Annotated in this window: 19 protein-coding genes; 11 read left to right on the top strand and 8 right to left on the bottom strand. The window is 45.0% G+C overall.

The window, feature by feature from the left end:
* The coding region (locus tag Q0171_RS00095) for a dihydroxy-acid dehydratase (RefSeq protein ID WP_299325468.1) at positions 1–812 on the bottom strand (812 nt) is incomplete at its 3' end.
* Between the two features lie 129 nt (positions 813–941).
* On the opposite strand from Q0171_RS00095, the gene Q0171_RS00090 reads away from it, so the two are divergent.
* On the top strand, positions 942–2105 hold the full coding sequence (locus Q0171_RS00090) for a lysozyme inhibitor LprI family protein (RefSeq protein ID WP_299325466.1): 1164 nt from the start codon (positions 942–944) through the stop codon (positions 2103–2105).
* A gap of 101 nt (positions 2106–2206) precedes the next feature.
* Positions 2207–3469, top strand: coding sequence for a hypothetical protein (locus tag Q0171_RS00085; protein WP_299325464.1), 1263 nt, complete (start codon positions 2207–2209; stop codon positions 3467–3469).
* Positions 3470–3615: 146 nt separating this feature from the next.
* On the opposite strand, the gene Q0171_RS00080 is transcribed toward Q0171_RS00085, so the two are convergent.
* Both Q0171_RS00080 and Q0171_RS00075 read right to left on the bottom strand, forming a co-directional pair.
* Positions 3616–4014 carry a DUF268 domain-containing protein gene (locus Q0171_RS00080; RefSeq protein ID WP_299325470.1) on the bottom strand — a complete coding sequence of 133 codons (399 nt, stop codon included), beginning with the start codon at positions 4012–4014 and terminating at the stop codon, positions 3616–3618.
* A 19-nt stretch (positions 4015–4033) separates the two neighbouring features.
* Positions 4034–4501 (bottom strand): hypothetical protein, encoded by a 468-nt coding sequence (locus tag Q0171_RS00075; RefSeq protein ID WP_299325462.1) that lies wholly within the window; start codon positions 4499–4501, stop codon positions 4034–4036.
* Between the two features lie 211 nt (positions 4502–4712).
* Between Q0171_RS00075 and Q0171_RS00070 the strand changes: the two genes are divergently transcribed.
* Together Q0171_RS00070 and Q0171_RS00065 are read left to right on the top strand one after the other, a co-directional pair.
* Positions 4713–7286, top strand: coding sequence for an AAA family ATPase (locus tag Q0171_RS00070; protein ID WP_299325460.1), 2574 nt, complete (start codon positions 4713–4715; stop codon positions 7284–7286).
* Between the two features lie 173 nt (positions 7287–7459).
* Positions 7460–7915, top strand: a complete 456-nt coding sequence (locus tag Q0171_RS00065; protein ID WP_299325458.1) for a Dps family protein — start codon at positions 7460–7462, stop codon at positions 7913–7915.
* 159 nt (positions 7916–8074) lie between these two features.
* Here Q0171_RS00065 and flgK read toward each other — a convergent pair whose 3' ends face one another.
* The 4 genes from flgK to Q0171_RS00045 all read right to left on the bottom strand — a co-directional run bounded on the left by flgK (position 8075) and on the right by Q0171_RS00045 (position 10949).
* On the bottom strand, positions 8075–9901 hold the full coding sequence (gene flgK / locus Q0171_RS00060; protein ID WP_299325456.1) for a flagellar hook-associated protein FlgK: 1827 nt from the start codon (positions 9899–9901) through the stop codon (positions 8075–8077).
* A gap of 9 nt (positions 9902–9910) precedes the next feature.
* Complete coding sequence (locus Q0171_RS00055) at positions 9911–10351, bottom strand: hypothetical protein (protein WP_299325454.1); 441 nt, start codon at positions 10349–10351, stop codon at positions 9911–9913.
* A gap of 123 nt (positions 10352–10474) precedes the next feature.
* On the bottom strand, positions 10475–10696 hold the full coding sequence (locus Q0171_RS00050) for a flagellar biosynthesis anti-sigma factor FlgM (protein WP_299325452.1): 222 nt from the start codon (positions 10694–10696) through the stop codon (positions 10475–10477).
* Positions 10697–10763: 67 nt separating this feature from the next.
* Entirely contained in the window at positions 10764–10949 is a 186-nt protein-coding gene (locus Q0171_RS00045) for a hypothetical protein (protein ID WP_299325450.1), read from the bottom strand.
* Positions 10950–11308: 359 nt separating this feature from the next.
* Here Q0171_RS00045 and Q0171_RS00040 point away from each other — a divergent pair, with 359 nt between their 5' ends.
* From Q0171_RS00040 to Q0171_RS00010, 7 genes are all read left to right on the top strand, one after another.
* On the top strand, positions 11309–12439 hold the full coding sequence (locus tag Q0171_RS00040; protein WP_299325469.1) for a peptidoglycan DD-metalloendopeptidase family protein: 1131 nt from the start codon (positions 11309–11311) through the stop codon (positions 12437–12439).
* A 2-nt stretch (positions 12440–12441) separates the two neighbouring features.
* Positions 12442–13047 carry an NUDIX domain-containing protein gene (locus tag Q0171_RS00035; protein WP_299325448.1) on the top strand — a complete coding sequence of 202 codons (606 nt, stop codon included), beginning with the start codon at positions 12442–12444 and terminating at the stop codon, positions 13045–13047.
* Positions 13044–13955 (top strand): plasminogen-binding N-terminal domain-containing protein, encoded by a 912-nt coding sequence (locus tag Q0171_RS00030; protein WP_299325446.1) that lies wholly within the window; start codon positions 13044–13046, stop codon positions 13953–13955. The genes Q0171_RS00035 and Q0171_RS00030 overlap by 4 nt, the downstream gene beginning before the upstream one ends.
* Positions 13956–13993: 38 nt before the next feature.
* Positions 13994–15379 carry an FAD-linked oxidase C-terminal domain-containing protein gene (locus Q0171_RS00025; protein ID WP_299325444.1) on the top strand — a complete coding sequence of 462 codons (1386 nt, stop codon included), beginning with the start codon at positions 13994–13996 and terminating at the stop codon, positions 15377–15379.
* Positions 15380–15397: 18 nt separating this feature from the next.
* Positions 15398–16714 carry a CapA family protein gene (locus tag Q0171_RS00020; RefSeq protein WP_299325442.1) on the top strand — a complete coding sequence of 439 codons (1317 nt, stop codon included), beginning with the start codon at positions 15398–15400 and terminating at the stop codon, positions 16712–16714.
* Between the two features lie 28 nt (positions 16715–16742).
* Positions 16743–17630 (top strand): cation diffusion facilitator family transporter, encoded by an 888-nt coding sequence (locus Q0171_RS00015; protein ID WP_299325440.1) that lies wholly within the window; start codon positions 16743–16745, stop codon positions 17628–17630.
* A gap of 222 nt (positions 17631–17852) precedes the next feature.
* Positions 17853–19022 carry a hypothetical protein gene (locus Q0171_RS00010; protein ID WP_299325438.1) on the top strand — a complete coding sequence of 390 codons (1170 nt, stop codon included), beginning with the start codon at positions 17853–17855 and terminating at the stop codon, positions 19020–19022.
* Positions 19023–19184: 162 nt separating this feature from the next.
* Here Q0171_RS00010 and Q0171_RS00005 read toward each other — a convergent pair.
* On the bottom strand, positions 19185–19799 hold a 615-nt coding region (locus tag Q0171_RS00005; RefSeq protein ID WP_299325437.1), incomplete at its 5' end, for a hypothetical protein.

Genomic DNA, 19799 nt, shown 5'->3' with positions numbered 1-19799 from the left:
CCCATTGCCATATCCACGACAAAGGCGTTATGCACGGCTTTTGCGTTCAAAATATTGCGGAATCTAAATTTTTCACTTAAGCTAGAATCTAGGGCAATCTCTACAATGCGTCTAGCCCCCTGCCTTAGCAGCTCTTCTCGCTCTGGTGTAAGGGCTGGAATCGTGCCATTACCCGGTAATGCTACGCCCATAGCCTCACACAGCGTATTCATAGAGTTTGCAGTAAACATTCCGCTGCAGCTCCCCCCACTAGGACAGGCTTGACACTCTATCTCGTGTAATCTTTTCTCATCAATTTTGCCGCTTTCATACGCCCCCACCGCTTCAAATGCGGAGTTTAAATCAAGTGTTGTGCCATCACTCAAACGCCCCGCTTTCATAGGACCACCACTCACAAAGATAGTCGGCACATTCACACGCAACGCCCCCATAAGCATTCCGGGCACGATTTTATCGCAGTTTGGTAGGCAAATCATCGCATCAAGCGCGTGGGCATTCATCACAGATTCTATGCAGTCCGCAATCAGCTCTCGACTTGGCAGAGAGTAGAGCATACCGCTATGCCCCATAGCAATACCATCATCTACACCGATAGTGTTAAACTCAAAAGGCACGCCCCCTGCCTTGCGGATTTCGTCCTTTACAATTTCAGCGTATTTGTTTAGGAAAAAATGCCCCGGAATGATGTCAATATAGCTATTTGCCACGCCAATAAAGGGTTTGTTAAAATCCTCATCTTTTAGCCCTGTTGCCCTTAGCAAACTTCTGTGTGGTGCGCGATTATGTCCCTTTTTTACAATATCACTTCGCATAGAATCTCCTTGTAAAATCTCTGCGATATTGTAGCAATAAAGCGTGATTGTGAATTGTATGTGAGAAAATTTCTATAATAAATTTAGCTACAATGCAAAGCTGCAAACAGATTCTAAAGGGAGGTTGTAATGTATAAGATACTAGCAAAATGTTTGGTGATAGTTGTGTTATGTAATGGAGTTAGCACAGCTGATATAGTGGAGCCACGCCATTTTATTAGCAGAAATACTGATAGTTTTTCTAAAGGCAGTGAGTGGGAGGGCGTATGGGGAGAGATGAGCCTGTGCGATCCACTTAATAAAATCGGCTGGTGCTATAAGCAAAGTGCGTTACAAATCTATGACTGCTACCAAATAAATGAATATAATTATGAGGATAAAAGTGCGGTATGCACGCTTGGTTTAGCAATGCGTCAAATTCTTGACCCCGCTAAGCCTACCGAACATCTCATTTGTGATAGTGGGGCGTTCCCGGGTGAAGTGGAGATTCTCATAAATGGCAATAAGGCAGAGCCTAAGAGAGAGTATTTTGATCTTGTGTGTGGCCATACAGAAGGAGCAGAGCGGAGCAAGTGTGAGAAAAATATGAGCTTTACTCTTAGCAAAGATTCTAAAGGGATTTATTTTCACTCTAGCAAAGGGTTAGATTCTAGCACTTGTGAGACGCCATATGATGAGACAGGCACTCTCAGTGGAATCTATCCGCGATTTAGAGGGAGCTTTGATTGTGAGAAGCAGGGTTTGAGTAAGATTGAAAAAGGCATTTGCAATAGCTTTTATACTCTGCGTGATGATGTGAGCTTAAATGCGATGTTTGAATATGCGCTTGCTTTTGCGTGGAGCAATGAGCAAAAATCTAGGCTTAAAAAAGAGCAACTACAATGGCTAAAAGAGCGTAATATGAAATGTGTTAAGGCAAAAGATGGCGATGAGCTTTTAACCTGTTTGTATCAAGCGATAAATCATCGTATAAAAGAATTACACGAAACAATAGATAAATCACAACGAGTAGCGCTAGAGCTAGTAAGCCAGATAGGTGCGGTAAAAATCTATGAAAATCCAAGCCTAAAATCCCCTGTGCTTTATACAAAGATTCTAAATAGTGAGGGGGAAAATGCACACACAAGGGACTATGGGGCGATACTACTTGCACCAAAATCTATTAATGGTTTTACAAAGATTATGTTAATGGAGTTTTCAAAGGATACAAATCCTAATGGTAATGCCATTGTAGGCTATGTGCAAAATGCTAATGTGAAAAGGGATAAGGAGCAAGAGAGTGCGTTGAGATAAGCGGAGTGGTGGCAAAAATAATAGCGATTCAAATGCTAATATTTGTTATGAATAAACTTGTAGAATCTAGCTAACACCAATAAAAGACATAAGGAGTGAAAGTGTCATTACAAAATCTTTGTGCGCAAAGGGAGTTGTTTCTTACACAATATGCAGATATAGAAAAATCTATACAAACCTTGCGTGAGTTGTATAAAGATAATAATGAAAAGCTTGAGATTATTGAGAGTTTTGATAAGTATATGAAGCAAAAATATGAAGTCTTTACTGATTTGCAAGATATGGAGAATAAAAGGCAGAAAATTGATGAGCTTGATAGACAGATATATTACGCTGTGCGTGCAATACTGCAATATATAAGAAAGGAATCTAAAACAACACAAAAGAAGTTGGAGGCAACAAAAAGACCTTTGCAGGAATTGCAGATTCACTATGATACGCAAGAATTTATCAAGTCGCTTAAAGGTGTGGGAAAATATGTAGGCAAACATTTATCTTTGCTTATTTGGATTCCAACTGTCGTTGGAGCATTGATTTTGATGTTTTATTTTGCCTTTAATGCTCAATATTTGCCAACTATTAGCAAGGATAGTGTGCTGTATTATATTTTTGCTACGACTATTTTGGGTGTTTTTATTGCTCTTGTGGCGAGTGTATTTTTTCTTTATCCCATCTATGCTATTCATCTTATATTTTATGATAAGCCAAGACCAGAAAAATGGGCAAGTATGGCTTTTGGGGTTATTGCTGTATTGCCAACATTTGGTTTGTTTGTGCTTATATTGCTTTATTTATTTGATATTCAACTAAATTACTCACTTTTTGCCCTTGTATTGTGTCTTGTTCCTTGTGTTTGGCTGATGTATTATTTTGGTCTTAAAAATATAGCATTGCTTGTTATATTGTATTTTATGTTAATACTGGATTATCTTATGATAGTGAGTTGGATCATTGCATTTGATCCTACTATGGAACCCAAAGATTTTATTGGGATTTCTGTTTTGATTGCTTTATTGTTTGCGTTTTGTGTGGGAGCTTTGGTATTTACTCATTTTAATTTGGTAAAAACTTTGTTTGTAGTTGGCATTTTATGTATAGTCGCTATACCTTTCTTGTTAAGCTCCTTTATTGTAAGCAAACTCCACATAGGCAACTACACAGCAAAAGAGCTTATTTTCACACAAGAAGCTGAAAAATCCATTGCTCCATGTCAGCCGACATATAATGCAAACAACACACTTGCAATTTCTAATGTGAAGGTTATTTCTTCACTTGGAGAGTATATACTCTTTGAATGCAGCGGCATAGAAGGTCGTCAAAAAGTCCCGATGCGATTTTTAGTAGGGGAGATATTGCCACAATAACAAAGAGTATCGCAAGCAGGTGTTATTAAAAGGCATTGCAAATGGATAGGCAAATGCGACAACTTATAGCCTGGCAAAATCCACAATCCATACTATTAGATCATTGCCCTTAGAATCCGGATAGAATCTAAGGGAGAGAGTAGATTCTAGCGCTTGATAAACTCAAATAGCCCTGTCGCACCCCAGTTGCGCAGATCTGGGATAGAATCTAGCTGGGCTTGATTGACATGCAGTTCGCCGTTTTGATACTCCATGCAAAGCCTCGTATCAAGCCCATCGATATAGCTCATCTCCAGAATCTGGCAGTGTGAAAGCGTGCTGATAATCGTCTCTGGGCGATAGACTCGATGCGCGTTGAAGCAGACTTTATCCACCTGTCCCACAGGCACGCTGATATAGAGTTTGCCACCGGGCTTTAGCACGCGCTGGAATGAATGCAAGGCTTTCTCCCACCCCATAGGATCGACAGGATCGCCATAACGCCCAAGCCCAAAATGCTCAATACTACAAAGGGCAGAGATTGATTCTAGGCTCTCGTCAGGAATATCGCTAAGATTTGTTGCGTCAGCTTGGAGGTAGGTTACCCCCCCCCCCCCCCGCTTTTAGGAATGGAGTGTCAAGGCTACGAAGCGGACGAATATCAATAAGCGTGATACGCTGATTTGCCCCGAGCAGGTGGGCGATGAATCCAGCCACAGATGAGCCAATGTCATAGTGCATGCTTGGGCGATTGGCAGTAACTTTTCTCGCACCCCAAATGTCTTGGATAAAGTAATCTGTATCTGTAACCCCAGCGCCATTGTTAGCATATTTGTCATCGCGGCAGATGTAGTCAAACTCTCTGCTTATGGCAAAGCGCGTATCGGTATTTAGTGTGATGTAGGTGGCGCGATCGGATTCTAGCTCGCGTTTGGTCATTTTTTTGTGGAAGACTTTTTTGCGCAAGAACCGGTAGGCTTTGAAAAATACCTTCGTGCGCACACTGGTTTCCTCATTGGGGATAAAATCCCGCAGCCGCTTTAATCTATTCATAATGCTCCTTTGTAGTTTTTGGCTTTAGGGCGTAGCTCCTAGGCGCGAAATCATAGCATAATTGATACTAGAATTTAGATGCGATGATTTAGGGCGCGCATTAAGCACCTTATAAATGTAATTATAAATAAACTTGATAGTAAATGACTAAATTTATATAATGCCAACCATATAAGACAAGTGCTTATCATTTTGCCATAAGGAGAATCCCATGTTTGAAAAAATGACCAACCAATGCAGAGAAACACTAGATTCTGCTGCTTCGCTTGCACTACACGCGGGCAATCAAGAAATCACCTCTGCACACATGCTTTGGGCTATGCTTGCCAACACCCAAAGCATTCTAAACCAAGCGCTACATGCAATGAATGTGGAGAAAGCTGCCCTCGAGCTTGAGGCAAAGAGCGTGGTGGAAAATCTCCCTAAAGTCTCCCAGGTCAATAAAGAGCAGCTAGCTCTATCTGCTGAGCTAAAATCTGCTCTGCATGCTGCTCAAGGTTATGCCACGCAAAATGGTGATAGCTATATTGCGCTCGATAGCTTCATCATCGCAAATAGCAAAAATGAGATGTTTGTTAAGATTCTAGGCAAATATATCGATATGCGTGAGCTACAAAAAACCCTAGAATCCATGCGTGCAGGAGCGAAAATCCAAAATCAAAACGACGATAGCACACTGCAATCGCTTAGTAAGTTTGGAATCGATCTTACTGCCAAAGCACTCGATAATAGCCTTGATCCAGTCATTGGCAGAGATGAGGAGATCACGCGCATGATGCAAATCCTTATCCGCAAGAGCAAAAATAACCCCATTTTACTTGGCGAGCCAGGCGTAGGGAAAACTGCCGTAGTAGAGGGGCTAGCGCAGAGAATTGTGCGCAAAGAAGTTCCACTAAGCTTGCAGCATAAGCGAGTCATCGCGCTTGATATGAGTGCGCTTGTGGCAGGAGCGAAGTATCGAGGGGAGTTTGAAGAGCGCCTAAAAGCAGTGGTCGATGAGGTAAAAAGGGCTGGGAATGTGATTTTGTTTATTGATGAGATACATACCATTGTGGGCGCTGGGGCAGTAGAGGGGAGCATGGATGCGGCAAATATCTTAAAGCCAGCTCTAGCGCGAGGCGAGCTACACACCATTGGCGCAACCACGCTCAAGGAATATCGCAAATATTTTGAAAAAGACGCCGCGCTTACGCGTAGATTCCAGCCAATTGCAGTCAATGAGCCAAGTGTGAGCGAGTCGCTCCAAATCCTGCGCGGGATTAAAGAGCGCCTGGAATCTCACCACAAAGTAAGCATTACAGATTCTGCGCTAGTGGCAGCAGCAAAGCTATCAGCCCGCTATATCACGGATAGATTTTTGCCAGATAAAGCGATTGATCTAATCGATGAAGCCGCCGCGGAGCTAAAAATGCAGATAGAATCCCAGCCAAACGCGCTTGCTGCGGTTAAGCGCACAATCGAGAATCTAGTGGTGGAGCAAGAGGCAATCAAAATGGAGAAAAAAAGCGCTAACACCGAGCGCCTCAAAGAAATCGAAAAAGAGCTAAGCGATGCCAAAGAGGAGCAGCGACGACTGGAAGCGCAGTTTGAAAACGAAAAAAATGTTTTCCAAGAAATCGCACAAAGCAAGTCAAGGCTAGATTCTCTGCGCAATGAATGCGAACTAGCCAAGCGCGAGGGTAATCTCCAGCGCGCAGCGGAGATTGAGTATGGGCTTATCCCAGAGATACAAGAGTCTATAAAATCTCTCGAGCAAAAATGGGAGCAAATGCAGCAAGAGGGCACACTGCTCAAAAATGCCGTAACAGATGAGGGGATTGCAGAAATCTTAAGTCGCTGGACGCAAATCCCTGTGCGCAAAATGCTCCAAAGTGAGAAAGAAAAAATCCTAGGCATAGAGCAAGAGCTTGCCCAAAGTGTGGTGGGGCAAGATGAAGCGTTGAAGGCAATCGCGCGTGCGATAAAGCGCAATAAAGCAGGCTTGAGCGATAGTAATCGCCCTATTGGCAGCTTTTTGTTCCTAGGACCAACAGGCGTGGGCAAGACAGAATCCGCTAAAGCTCTAGCGCGATTTCTCTTTGATAGTGAGAAAAACCTTATCCGCTTTGATATGAGCGAATATATGCAAAAGCACGAAGTGAGCCGCCTAGTGGGTGCTGCTCCGGGCTATGTGGGCTATGAAGAGGGCGGGCAGCTTACCGAGGCTCTACGCAGAAAGCCTTATAGCGTGGTGTTGTTTGATGAGATTGAAAAGGCACATCCAGATGTGTTTAATCTACTTTTGCAAGTGCTTGATGATGGGCGGATCACAGATAATAAAGGCGTAACCATTGATTGCAAAAACACAATCATTATCCTAACAAGCAATATCGGCAGTCAAAAGATTATGGACATCGCCGATAAAAAAGAGCGAGAATCTGCCGTGCGCGATGAGCTAAAGGCTTACTTCAAGCCAGAGTTTATCAATCGACTTGATGATATTGTAATCTTTAATCCACTTAGCCTTGCCAATATCACCAAAATCGTGGAGAATCTGCTTGAAAATATCTCGGCAAAATTGCGTGAGCGGGGGATTGGCATACAGCTAAGTGAAAGCGCAAAAGCCCATATTGCGCAGGTAGGGTTTGACCCAGTCTTTGGCGCACGACCACTCAAGCGCGCAATGTATGAGGAGATCGAGGATCGGTTGGCAGAGCTCATCTTGGAAGACAGGCTGCATGAGGGCGATGTCGCGGTGTTTGATTGTAAAGATTCTGGGCTGGTAGTAGAGATTCATCAAAGTTAGCGGATACATGTGAGAATCGCCAGAATCACGGCTAGCACTCTTTTCTTAAATCGAGTTTGCCTCGTATGTGTCAAAGTAGCGAAATGCAACTTTGCACACACTTGCTCATACTTTATGGTGCTTAGATTACTTTTTAGCGCTACAATAGAGAACCCACATCATAAGGAGTAACTATGAAAGAAAAGAAAAAGGCTGACAAAGTCATCGAGGCGCTACGAAAACTGCAAGCTGATAGCATTGTGCTATATATGAAAATCCATAATTTCCATTGGAATGTGCGTGGGCTGGATTTCCCTCAAGCCCATAAAGCATTAGAGGAGATTTATGAGAATTTCGCAGGTATGTTTGATGACCTTGCAGAGCGCATTCTCCAGCTAAATGGCACGCCCGTGGTAACACTAGCAGAAGCGCTCAAAATCTCCAAAATCAAAGAAGAGACAAGGACCACTTTCACTTCAAAAGAAACGCTTAAAGAAGTGCTTAAAATCTACAATAACTTGCACGAAGATTTTGAGAGCTTGGCTAAGCTTGCCGACAAAGATGACGATAGAGTTACGGCTTCTTACTGCGATGATAAGCTAAGTGAGCTTGAAAAAGCTATCTGGATGCTAAGCGCCCAGCTCTCTTAATCTTTACAATATCTCCAATCCGCACTGGGTTTGACTCGAGCGCGGATTCTGGTTTATATTTGCTGTCCTTAGCTTGTTGATGTTTGCTGGCTATTGCTTGGCAAACCCTGCTTCATTGCCCCATACTATAATGCCTAGAATCCAATTAGGCTGCAGGTATTATTGCTTGATGCCAAGTAGTGTTTCTATCATTCTATCGATTGTTGTAATGACCTTAGCGTTGGCTGCATAACCGCCCTGGAATTTAATTAAATCCACCATTTCCTCATCGATACTTACCTGTGTGATGGCTAGATGCTCCTTTTTGGTCGCTTCATGCACAGACTTTTTTGTATCAAGCGTGCGTTGAGTCTCCTCTGTATCGGTAGCCACGCGCCCAGCAGCGTATTGGTAGAATTCGCTGATTTTCATCGTGGAGTTGATTTTGGTGCGCTTATTGTAGAAATCTACCTTATCGTATTGAAGCTGCTGCATCATATTTGCCACATCAAAATTCCCATTGATAGGGGTGAGCCACGGGCGGATATAGGTGGGGTCTTTTTCATACTCGCGGTTTAGATGGATATCTTTCGCGCTATCGCCATCAAGAAACTTATTGATCCCCATTGCCCCTGTGAAATTTGTGCCATTATCCTTAATGCCCACATAGAATCCATCTGAAGGGCGTTTGGCTTCTACGACAAACTTTTTGACCACCGGATCAAAATGCGCACGGAAAAAATCATCAAAGTCATTTGTGTCGTTATTGTCGTTATTGTCATCGATGTTGCCATTGATCTGGCGGATAATATCATGCATAGTAGTAACGCCATCAATCGTGATTCTCTTGCTTGCGATGACTTGACCATTTGTATTGTATGCCATGAGATCAAATGTGCCATTTTTGAAATTATAGCCCGTGTCTTTGAGGGCTTGATTGCGCTCGAAGCTCACCTCTGTGCCTACTAGCGAGTGGGCAGCAGACTGGGCATAGATGGCATTTGTCGCTTCCATGAAGCCCTGCGCAAAGGTATCAAGCAAGTCAATATAGCGCTGGATATGTCCCACTTTCGTGCCATTGTAGCCTGTGTTGTAAAGATTGATAAGCGAGCCTGCCTTGCCTTCATTCATTTTATCGGTGATATCCACATCTTTAAAGTCATAGGTGCGGTAATACACGCGATTTAAATGCTCGGCATTGTTTTCTTTCTCTAGCGTTAGCGGGTGAAATGTATAGCCATCTACGATATTAAAGCCCTGTGCGACATTCATGACATAGTTTTCATCAAAATCCGCCGTAGTGGGTGAAGTTTGAGAATCTGTTTTCAAATGCCCCTTAAATACCTTGCCACCGATGATTTCAATCAAATGGTATTCATACTCATCGCGTCTATCGCGCAGCTCATTTGCCTGCTTGTATTGCTTAGCGTCTTCCATTTCGCCGATTTTTTGATTTAAATGCGCGATTTCAAAGCCCAGACGATTAGCTTCTTTGACAAGTGTTTCTAGGTTTTCGCTCGCTTGGCGCTGGATATTGACAAGCTTTAGGCGTGTGTCGCGGATATTGCGCGTGAGAACTTGCGTAGCTTCAGCTAGGACTTGCTTTTGCGCGGCATCTTTTGGGTTTTTGGAGAGATCTTTCCATGCGTTAAAATAAGTGCTTAGGTCATTAAAAATCCCTACCCCATCGACATCTGGAAAATGTGCGGAGACTTCGCGCAGGGTGTCAAAGCTATTTTGGAAAAACGCCGCTTCTGATCCAGATCTCGTGTAGCGATCAAACACAAAATCATCGTGGATTCTGCGGATAGCTTGCACATCTACCCCGCGCCCCATGATGAGCCCTTGGTGCATGATGAGCGGTTTTTCAGGCTGGGCGATAACGCGTTTGCGGCTATAAAACTCATCGCTTGCATTGGAGATGTTGTTGCTCGTGGTATCCACCATAACTTGGTGGGCTTGCAAGCCTGTGTAGGAGGTGTTTAACGAAGTAAGAATGCCACCCATAGTGCGCCTTTATGCCTGCACCTGGAGAAAGCTTGTGTGCTGCGTGCTTGAGACTCGCTTATTCTCACCATAAGCTGGCGTGTCTTTAGGGATTAGTGTGTTCATAAGCGAGGTAAAAAACTCCGACACAGCAAACACCATACGCGCGTAATCGCTGTTTATCTGCTTGAGCTTTGTAAGCTTTTCGCGCATGGTTTCAAAGAGCGCGCCACTCTCTTGCCCGATAAGCTCTTGCGTGGTCTTCTGAGGGTATTCTTTTGCTAGGATTTGGACTTCTTGATTGATGAGGTCTTTTTTTGTTTCAAATTCTTTAATCAGCGCATCTTTTTTGAGATTGCGCTCGAAAATTTCGTCATGATCAGCACGCTTGATAGCTTGGATATCAAGCTCTGTGTAGGAGATGAGTGTATCGAGATCTGCTATGGCACCTTGTAGATATTGAACAAGCATTGCTTAATCCTTATTCCCCTGTGCCACAGCCTAGATCTCGTTTGATTCTGGTAAAGACTCTAGGAGAGCCAAGGCTCCCAGAATCCCAGCTAGATTCTATGAGATAAGGCGTGCGACAGGTTTTTAGACATTAAGCAAATCTAGTGCCATTTTCTCCGAAGTCTTGCGCAAGTCAATTTTGTAGTCTTTATTCTCAATCGCCTCTTTGATTTGTGCGACTCTGTTTTGCTCGCGCACTTCTTCCATGTCTTTGCTTTTTTGCGCGAGAATCCTGCTCTCTTCATCTCTTCGAGCTTGTGAGTTCTGGCTGATTGTCGCGACATGCGAACTAATAGAGCTTATCATCTTGACTCCTTTTACAATCTTAGGAAGTAAATCGACCTATTGGGCTAGGATTTTAGCATGTTATTGCTCATTTTACTACTTTATTAAGCTCTTTTTGGAAACTTTCAACCGTCGTAGCACCCTTGTGGCTCTGCCCACCTTGAAACAACGATACATTGGGGTTGATATGGTAGGTAAAAATGCCCACAAACACCATTGCGTAGCAAAAAAGCACAAAACAAATCGTGGGGAAAATCCATGTCCGCAAATCCATAGAGCAATCCTCCTTGCACACAAAATCTAAAAGCCACTCCAGGGCACTGCCAAACCGCACAGAGCCTGCCGACACCCCATTTGACGCTGTGATTATAATACAAATCCAAGAAAAACTTCCAAGCTTTACATAAATTAATTATAATTGCGGGCTCTTATTCTAGCGACTTTATCAGGGAGGCTTCTGGATTGCTTTTGCGCTTTTGCAAGTATTAGGTATATTGCAGGATTTTATAGGATTCTGGCAAGCTTCTACAAGCATTTTATTGAGTGGTGTGATGAACTCTATATCTTTTAAGGATACAAATGATCATTTGGAATCATAAAAAAATATTCAAAAGTCTCGTATTTATCGCGTGTATGTGGCTATGTGGGGCAAATATCAGCACAGCAGCAGTTGGCGAGCGGCTAAATTGGGGGAGTGGCTTAACACTGCTTGGATTTTTTGAGCAAAATCTTATCCCCTTAAAGCTTTACTACAATCTCTCGCCCCAAGATAAAGAGCTAACCGCAGAAGTGAAAGCCAATGCGACTTACTACACCTTGCGCAACGACTCTGGCGATTTGCTCCACGCGCTTATCCCCATTAGCGATAGCGTGCAAATGCACATTTATAAAGTCAAAGACACTTATAAGCTGGATTTTATCCCTATCATCGCGTTTGCTAAAAGTCAAACTCTTGTTGTGTCTGTGCAAAACTCTCCATATCAAGATATTCTTAACGCCACAAGCGACATTCTGCTCGCCACAGAGTTTTCTAATATTTACAAAAAAAGCGTGGCTTCACGCACAATGCACGCAGGCGATCGGCTGGCGATTGTCTTTGAGCGCGATTATCGTTTAGGCAAGCCTTTTGGGATTCCAAATATACAAGCCAGTATGATAGAAACTGCTAAAAAGCAAAATTTCGTATTTTTGCATACAAATGGACACTACTACGATAGCAACGCCAAAGAAATGGCTGGCTTCACACTAGAAGTCCCTGTGCAATACACGCGTATTTCTTCGCGCTTTTCGCACGGCAGAAAGCACCCTATTTTAAAAATCGTGCGTCCGCATTATGGTGTGGATTATGTGGCAAAGGCTGGGACGCCTATCCGCGCAGCAGCAAGCGGCAAGGTCGTATTCGCTGGAGTTCGAGGGGGCTATGGCAAGGTGGTAGAGATCGCGCACGAGGGTGGGCTAAAAACGCTGTATGCGCATATGCAGAGTATCCACACGCGCTTAGGTGCGTATGTAAGATCTGGCACGATTATCGGCAGAGTGGGCAGCACAGGAATGAGCACAGGACCGCATTTGCACTTTGGCGTATATAAATTCAACCAGCCAATCAACCCCCTAGGTAGAATCCGCACGGCTAAAAGTGAGCTTAGCGGCAAGGAGAAAAAAGAATTTCTCGCACTTGCAAAAGACTATGCAGATGCCATAGATTCTGTGCTAGAATCTAGCGATTTTACCGCGCAGCAATTCTATCTCATCACAAAGGAGTAGCGATGAAAAAATATTTTCTCTCCGCCCCACTTCCCACGCCCAAAATCACCGATTTGCGGCAAGACTCGTGTAAAGACTCTCGCTTTATTAAGCCTGTGCGATTGTTTTACAAGCAAGATGGCATAGAGAAAAACTGGGACATTATCCACTCCCACGATAGCGTTTCAATTATGCTTTATGAGAGAGATTTAGATGCCTTTGTGATTGTCAAGCAGTTTCGCCCAGCAGTGTTTATGCGCAATAATGATGGCTATATCTATGAGCTTTGTGCAGGGCTTGTGGATAAGCCTAAAAAAAGCCTAGAAGAAATCGCAGCAGAAGAAGTCTTTGAAGAATGTGGCTATGAGATTAGTGCTGATAGACTAGAAAAAATCACGACTTTTTACACAGCGGTTGGGATAAGTGGGGCTAGGCAGACGATATTTTTTGCCAGAGTGTCGCAGGCTGACAAGCACGCGCAAGGCGGAGGGATCGATGATGAAAAAATAGAAGTGCTTTACTTAAAGCGCGATAGTGCGCTAGCGTTTATTAGAGATGAGAGTTATCACAAAACTCCAGCCCTAGCCTTTGCGCTAAATTACTTTTTCTACCAGGCAAATACCAAATGACAAGCCAAATCGCACGACAACTAGCACAGAAACACACTCTAGCCCAAGTGCTACTAGGCGCTACTTTGGCGTTGATTCTAGTGTGCAATGTATGGGCAGATTCTGCGCCAAGCACACACCAGAATCCAGCACCAGAATCCAGCCAGAAATCCAGCCAAGATTCTCACATGCCAGAATCTAGCCCGCCCGCACGCCTAGAGCCAAAAGCCACACATCTCCAAAACCCATTAAAGCTCTCCATTCAAGCCACCGGCGAGAAAGGTCTTGTGCAGTTTCCGGCGATGGATTTGCGAGTGGGCGAGAGCGGCTTTGTGTGGCATCGGTTTGATAGTAATTATGCGAGCATTATCGCTATGGTTACTATAAGCAAAATAGATTCTGGTGTCGCCTATGCGAGCATAAACCCAGAATCTGTGCTAGCACAAAAATATCTCCCCATGCCTACAAATACACCAGCTATCGGTGATGAAATCTACTTCCGCACACTCAACAACCAAGCTTTCATCATCGCCCCCACCCAAGAGTCCTACGAGCAAATCCGCAATGCTTACCCACAAATCCGCTTCCTAAACTCTGATTTGCTTATCGCCTATCTCTTTGATCACGGGGGATTTGACCCAAAGCCAAATCTCCTAAGCAAGGCTTGCAGAATCTATAACGCTGGGCTGCTTTTTGTTGTTACAACCGATACGCTAAACACACTAGATTGCCAGAGCTTAGAGGTGCTAGAGCGCCAGAGCTTCCCCACAAGTGAGATTGCAGATTCTAGTATCATCACGCCATTTTTCTCCAGGATCCAATACGCCGCCAGCGGGGCGCTTGATACCACACTGCAAAAAAAGCACTCCAAGCAGTATTTTCGCTACTATGACGCGCTAGTTGCACAGGGCAAAGCGTTTGAGCCATAGCTTTTGATTGTTTCTACAATCTCTCTCAAGGAGGTCTCATGCTAGAATCCACACATATCCAAGCACTAGAAAACATCGTAGGCAAAGACAACTGCCACACACACAAAGCGCATTTGCTCGCCTACTGCTATGACGCTACAAGAGAGCGATACGAACCAGATGCGGTGATCTATCCGCGCGATGAAGCGGAAGTAAGCCAGATTCTACGCTACTGCAATACCCATAAAATCACCATTGTGCCACGAGGGGCGGGCAGTGGCTTTACAGGCGGGGCTTTGCCTGCTAGTGGTGGAATCATCTTAAGCCTAGAGAAGCACTTTAATCAAATCTTAGAAATTGATGAGAAAAATCTCATCGCCAGAGTCCAGCCCGGCGTGGTGAATAAGACTTTCCAAAACGAAGTAGAAAAAAGAGGGCTTTTCTACCCTCCAGATCCAGCCAGCCAAGATTACAGCACACTTGGGGGCAATGTCAGTGAAAACGCCGGGGGAATGCGCGCGGCGAAATATGGGATCACCAAAGATTATGTGCTTGCCTTGCGTGCGGTGCTGCCAAATGGCGATATTATCCGCGCGGGTAAAAAGACGATTAAAGATGTCGCAGGTTATAACATCGCAGGCATTTTAATCGCAAGTGAAGGCACGCTCGCAGTCATCACGGAGCTTACTTTAAAGCTGCTGCCCAAGCCTCAATACAAACGCTCGGCGATGGGGGTGTTTGCCAGCATTGAAGATGCGATGAATGCGGTGTATAGAAGTATGGCAAGTGGCATTACGCCTGTGGCTATGGAGTTTTTAGACAATCTCTCTATCCGCGCGGTAGAGGAGCGATTCCACAAGGGGCTGCCGATGGATGCTGGGGCGATTATCATCACGCAAGTTGATGGCGATCTGCCAGAGGCACTGCAAGCTGATCTTAGCAAGCTAGAAGCGCGATTTAAGGAGAATGGCTGCACGAAGTTTGTCATCGCTCAAACTCCACAAGAGGAGGAGGACTTGTGGTTTGCCAGACGCAACGCGAGCCAAAGCATTACAATCTATGGCAAAAAAAAGCTAAATGAAGACATCACAGTGCCGCGCTCTCGCCTGCCCGAGCTGCTCGCTAGAATCCAAGAAATGAGCGAGAAATATGGCTTCAAAATCCCTTGCTTTGGGCATACGGGCGATGGTAATGTGCATACAAATGTGATGGTGCCAAACCCAGAGGACAAAGATGAGCTAGCTCGCGGCTATGCGTGTATCGAAGAGATTTTTGCCATTGCGGTGGAGCTAGAAGGCACACTTAGTGGCGAGCACGGCATAGGGCTATCCAAAGCCCCCTTTATGCACCTAGCTTTCACACAAGAAGAGATGAAGTTGTTTAAGGCAATCAAGCAGGCATTTGATCCAAACAATATCTTAAACCCGGGCAAAATGGGGTTATAGATTCTTATGGAGCACTCTGTGGTTCGCGCGATTTGTCTTGCTCTCATCTTGTGTGTGGCAGGGCTAGCAGAGCCAGAATCCAAATTAGCAAAATCCACGCCCGCAGCCTCTAGCCTCTCCACACCAGAATCCAAACCCCAAAAGCACAAGCTCTATGCCCGATCAAACTCACTGCGTCTGCTTATGGCAGGGGACGCGCTTTTACACACGCCGGTGTTTAAAGACGCACAAAAAGTGGATTCTAGCACCGGTGCTATCACATACGACTTCGCCAAGATGTTTGCGCCAATCGCCCCACTCATCGCACGCTATGACTTGGCGTTTTACAATCAAGAAACCATCTTAGGCGGCACGCAGCTTGGGCTTAGTAGCTACCCAAGCTTCAACTCCCCGCAAGAATTTGGCGACACAATGCTCTCCCTTGGCTTTAATCTCATCTCCCTAGCAAACAACCACACGCTAGACAAAGGCGAGCGCGGCGTGCGTGCTATGCTTGCGTATTGGCATACAAAAGAGGCAGAGTCTATCGCACGAGCAATGCCAATCACCATCGCTGGAAGCTATGCAAGCCAAGAGGATAGAGATAAGCCTAGAATCTATGAGAAAAACGGCATCACCTACGCGCTGCTTGCTTACACTTATGGGACTAATGGTATCCCTATCCCCAAGGGCAAGGAGTATCTCGTCAATGTCTATACTAGAGAAATGCTTGTGCGAGATATAAAAGCCCTGCGTGAGAAGGTGGATTTACTGCTTGTCTCAATGCACTGGGGTATAGAGTATGACTTTGCCCCAAGCAAGCAGCAAAGAGAGCTTGCAGCATTTTTGGCAAGCCTTGGTGTGGATATTGTCATCGGCAATCACCCTCATGTAATCCAGCCTATTGAAAAAATTGGCAGCACCCTTGTCATCTACTCACACGGCAATCTTATCTCCGCGCAAAAGGGCATAAACAAGCGCGTAGGTATGCTAAGCTCCGCGCGTATTACGCTGCTAAATGAGAAGCAGCGCGCCACACTCGCACGACACATCACAGCCAAAAATGCAGAATCTAGCCAGAAGTTTGCACCACCCACCCACCTAGAATCCACCCTAGATTCTGGTGTAAGTGAGCCCCAGAATGCGCTAGAAAATGCTTTAGCAAGCACCCAGCCACACAAGCCATTTATCCCAAAAGTGCGTATCGATGATGTGCGCGCCGAGCTCATCTATACCTACTATGATAGCAGCATGAGCAATTTTGCAGTCTATCCGCTCAAAAAAGCCACCAAGCTCCTGCCAAACGCCAAGCAAATTTATAAAGACTACGCCAAAAAGCTCCAGCCAAAGCCCTAAAATCTACATAGCGATTTAAGGAGAGTTTATGAATCTTGCGACAAAAGCCACGATTATTGCTTCGATTTGCGCGTTTTTCCTAGCGGTGGTGAAGTTCATCGTAGGGATTGCCAGCGGCTCGGTGGCAGTCCTTGCAAGTGCAATTGACTCTATGATGGATGTGGCGATGTCTGCATTTAACGCCCTAGCTCTCAAAAAATCCGCCCAGAGCCCAAGCCAGCGATTTAACTTTGGATTCTCCAAAATTGAGGCGCTTATGGGGGTTGTGGAGGGTGTGCTTATCATCAGTATAGCGGGGTTTATATTCTATGAGAGCGTGGGCAAAATCCACAGCCACAATGAGATTGAGAATCTTATCGCAAGCGTGTGGGTCATGGTATTTGCACTAGGGGTTACAGCTGGGCTGGTGGGGTTTCTAAGCATTGTCGCTAAAAAAACCAAAAGCATTGTAGTGGAGAGTGATTGCCTACATTACAAAACCGACTGCCTGACAAATCTCGCCACACTCATCGCGCTAGGGATTATCTATCTCACAGGCTGGCATATCATCGATGCGATTTTTGGGATTGTGGTGAGCTTGTATATCGCATTTTCTGCGAGTAAAATCATCAAAAAATCACTCTTGTTTCTTATGGACGAAGCACTGGATTCTGCGCAGGTGGAGACGATTGAGCGTATCATCAGTGAGCATAGTGGAGTGATTTCTTTCCATGATTTAAAAACGCGCAAAAGTCCCGAGCGCAACTATCTAGGCGTGCATTTGGTATTGAGCCCAGACATCACGCTCCTAAGTGCGCATGAGATTGCCAATGATATCGAGCGTAAGATTCGCAAGGTGTTTTGCCAGGAGAAATGGGAGATGCAAATCCACCTAGACCCCTACGACGATCAGCATGAGGAAATCAGCAGACTCTAGGAGCCTGGACTAAGCTGGAGACTCTGGGTGCTCTGCGCTGCTTTGCTTGTTGATTTGTGCGGTGTTTCTCTATGCTTTGCCATTACGCACAAACCTAAACAATTTGTAACTCATTACAAAATTTTTACAAAAAATGTTGCAATTTTTGCGGATTTTTTTTACACTTATGCCAAGCGTGATTCCAGTTTGGTTGGCGCGAATACCTTAAATGTAGGAGTTTTTATGAAAAAGTTTCAGAGAGTTCTGTTTGTGAGTGCTGCAGTTAGCGCGCTGATCGCCCCGATGTCCGCGCTTGAAGTGCTAAAAGATGATGATAAATCGCTTGAAGTCTATGGATCTGTCCGCGGCTATGTGGGCTTTGGTGCGACTATGAGTGGAGCTAGCACAACTATGGGTGGTGCGACACCAAGCTATGGTAGCGCACTCTATGGCTTGCAGGGCAACTCTCGCCTAGGCGTCAAAGCAAAGGTTGGAAATCTTGAAGCCAATGCCGAGCTAGGGCTTAGCGAGCCAGATGGATTTAGGCAAATGTGGGGAGCTTATACATTTGGCTCTGCTGGCTCCCTACTCTTTGGTAAAACAGATACGCCTTCAGTAGCGAAGTCGATCTTTTCTTCTGATCTAGCAGATACAGAGCAAGGTTCTGCAGGTTTTGGTGGTTTGCGCACTTCAAGTCGTAAATTACAGCTCTCCTACTCTATCGCAGGATTTACTATCGCGCTTGTCGATGACTATGCTGTGGTCAATGCCAGAGGCGCCCAAAACGAAGCGATCCCACGCATTGCTGCTAGCTACTACCTCCAAAACGAAGACAAAACCCTAGACTTCCAAGTCGGTGGTGCGTATAAATACTACAATCTAGGCATTCGACCAGGTCAAGGAGAAGGCAACCCACGATTTGATGGCTTCAGCGGCTCTGCATTCCACATCTTTACCGCAGTCAAATCCCAAATGATGGAGAAAAGTCTCTATGTCTCTGCTATGGCGCATTATGGTATGAACGCTGATCTCTACGGCGAGCAAAGGACAAATACCAATGCAGGCGGATATTCACATGTGCAAATTTTCAACGATGGTGCTTGGAGAAATGTCCATCGCGTGGGTGCGTATGTAGAGAGTGGCTATAAAATTAGCGATATGCTAAGCGGTGTGCTAGGGCTAGGCTACCAGCTATCTGCGGCTACTCCTGCTGGAGCTACAAATACAACAGCAACAGCACATACCTTTATGGTAATGGCTCAACTCCCTGTCAAGCTTGAAAAAAGCCTAACCATAACTCCACAAGTAGGTTACTATGGCTCGATTCAAGGCGTTGATACAGGCGCACAAGCTTCAAACACACTGACACAAAACGGCTTGCTAGCCTTTGTCCGCCTCCGCTACGATTTCTAATCTACCTTGCTTCCAGTCCGCGTGTGCATAAGCCCTGCGCGGATTGCGCACTTGTCTATCTCCTGGGGGTTGATTTAGACCCCCAGAATCTTTACCGCAATCCTAGAATCTAGCTATCAGCATTGAAGTCAAACATGGATTAGGATTTGCCCAAAGTCCGCCTCATAAGACTTGCTTCATATTTCTCCCCACAATCCCAATCCCCGCAAACACTGCCATAAGCACCCAGACAAACACCACGCATAGTGCTAAATTCACCCCAAAAGCACAGGCAAGCTTCACGCTCCAGTGGATTTGTAACATCTCTGGGAAATGTCGCAATATAGGGAAAAGCAAGCTTGATGAGATACCCTGCGCGATGTAGAAGTAAATCGCATTGACCCCAGCAAAGCGCAAGAAGCTTAATGCACAATCGCGGCAAGCTATTTTTAAGTTGCAAGCATAAGCTCGCACTGATTGCATTTGCCTAGAATCTAGGTTGTTATCTGGGGCTATTTGCTTGCGGAGGGATTTATGATTTTTACTATTGGCGCAGGATTCTAGGATTGTAGATGAGAATTCGGGGTTTTGCGCGTTTGATTCGGCTTCCTCGCGGAAAGATTTGTGGCTTTCACTACTGCTTTTGGATTCTAAGATTGTGGAGCTAGAATCGTGGCTTTTCAAGGCGCGCGTGGGAGATAAGACTTGAGGTCTATCGAGCTCGCGCGGTGAAGAAATCCACGATTCTAGCCCGCAAGCTGAATCCTTACTTAGTTCCCCCCCCCCCCCCCCCCTTTT

Source organism: uncultured Helicobacter sp. (genome assembly GCF_937906905.1).
GTDB lineage: Bacteria > Campylobacterota > Campylobacteria > Campylobacterales > Helicobacteraceae > Helicobacter_B.
The sequence above is the reverse complement of the archived record's forward strand: the minus strand, read 5'-3'. Positions and strand labels throughout refer to the sequence as shown.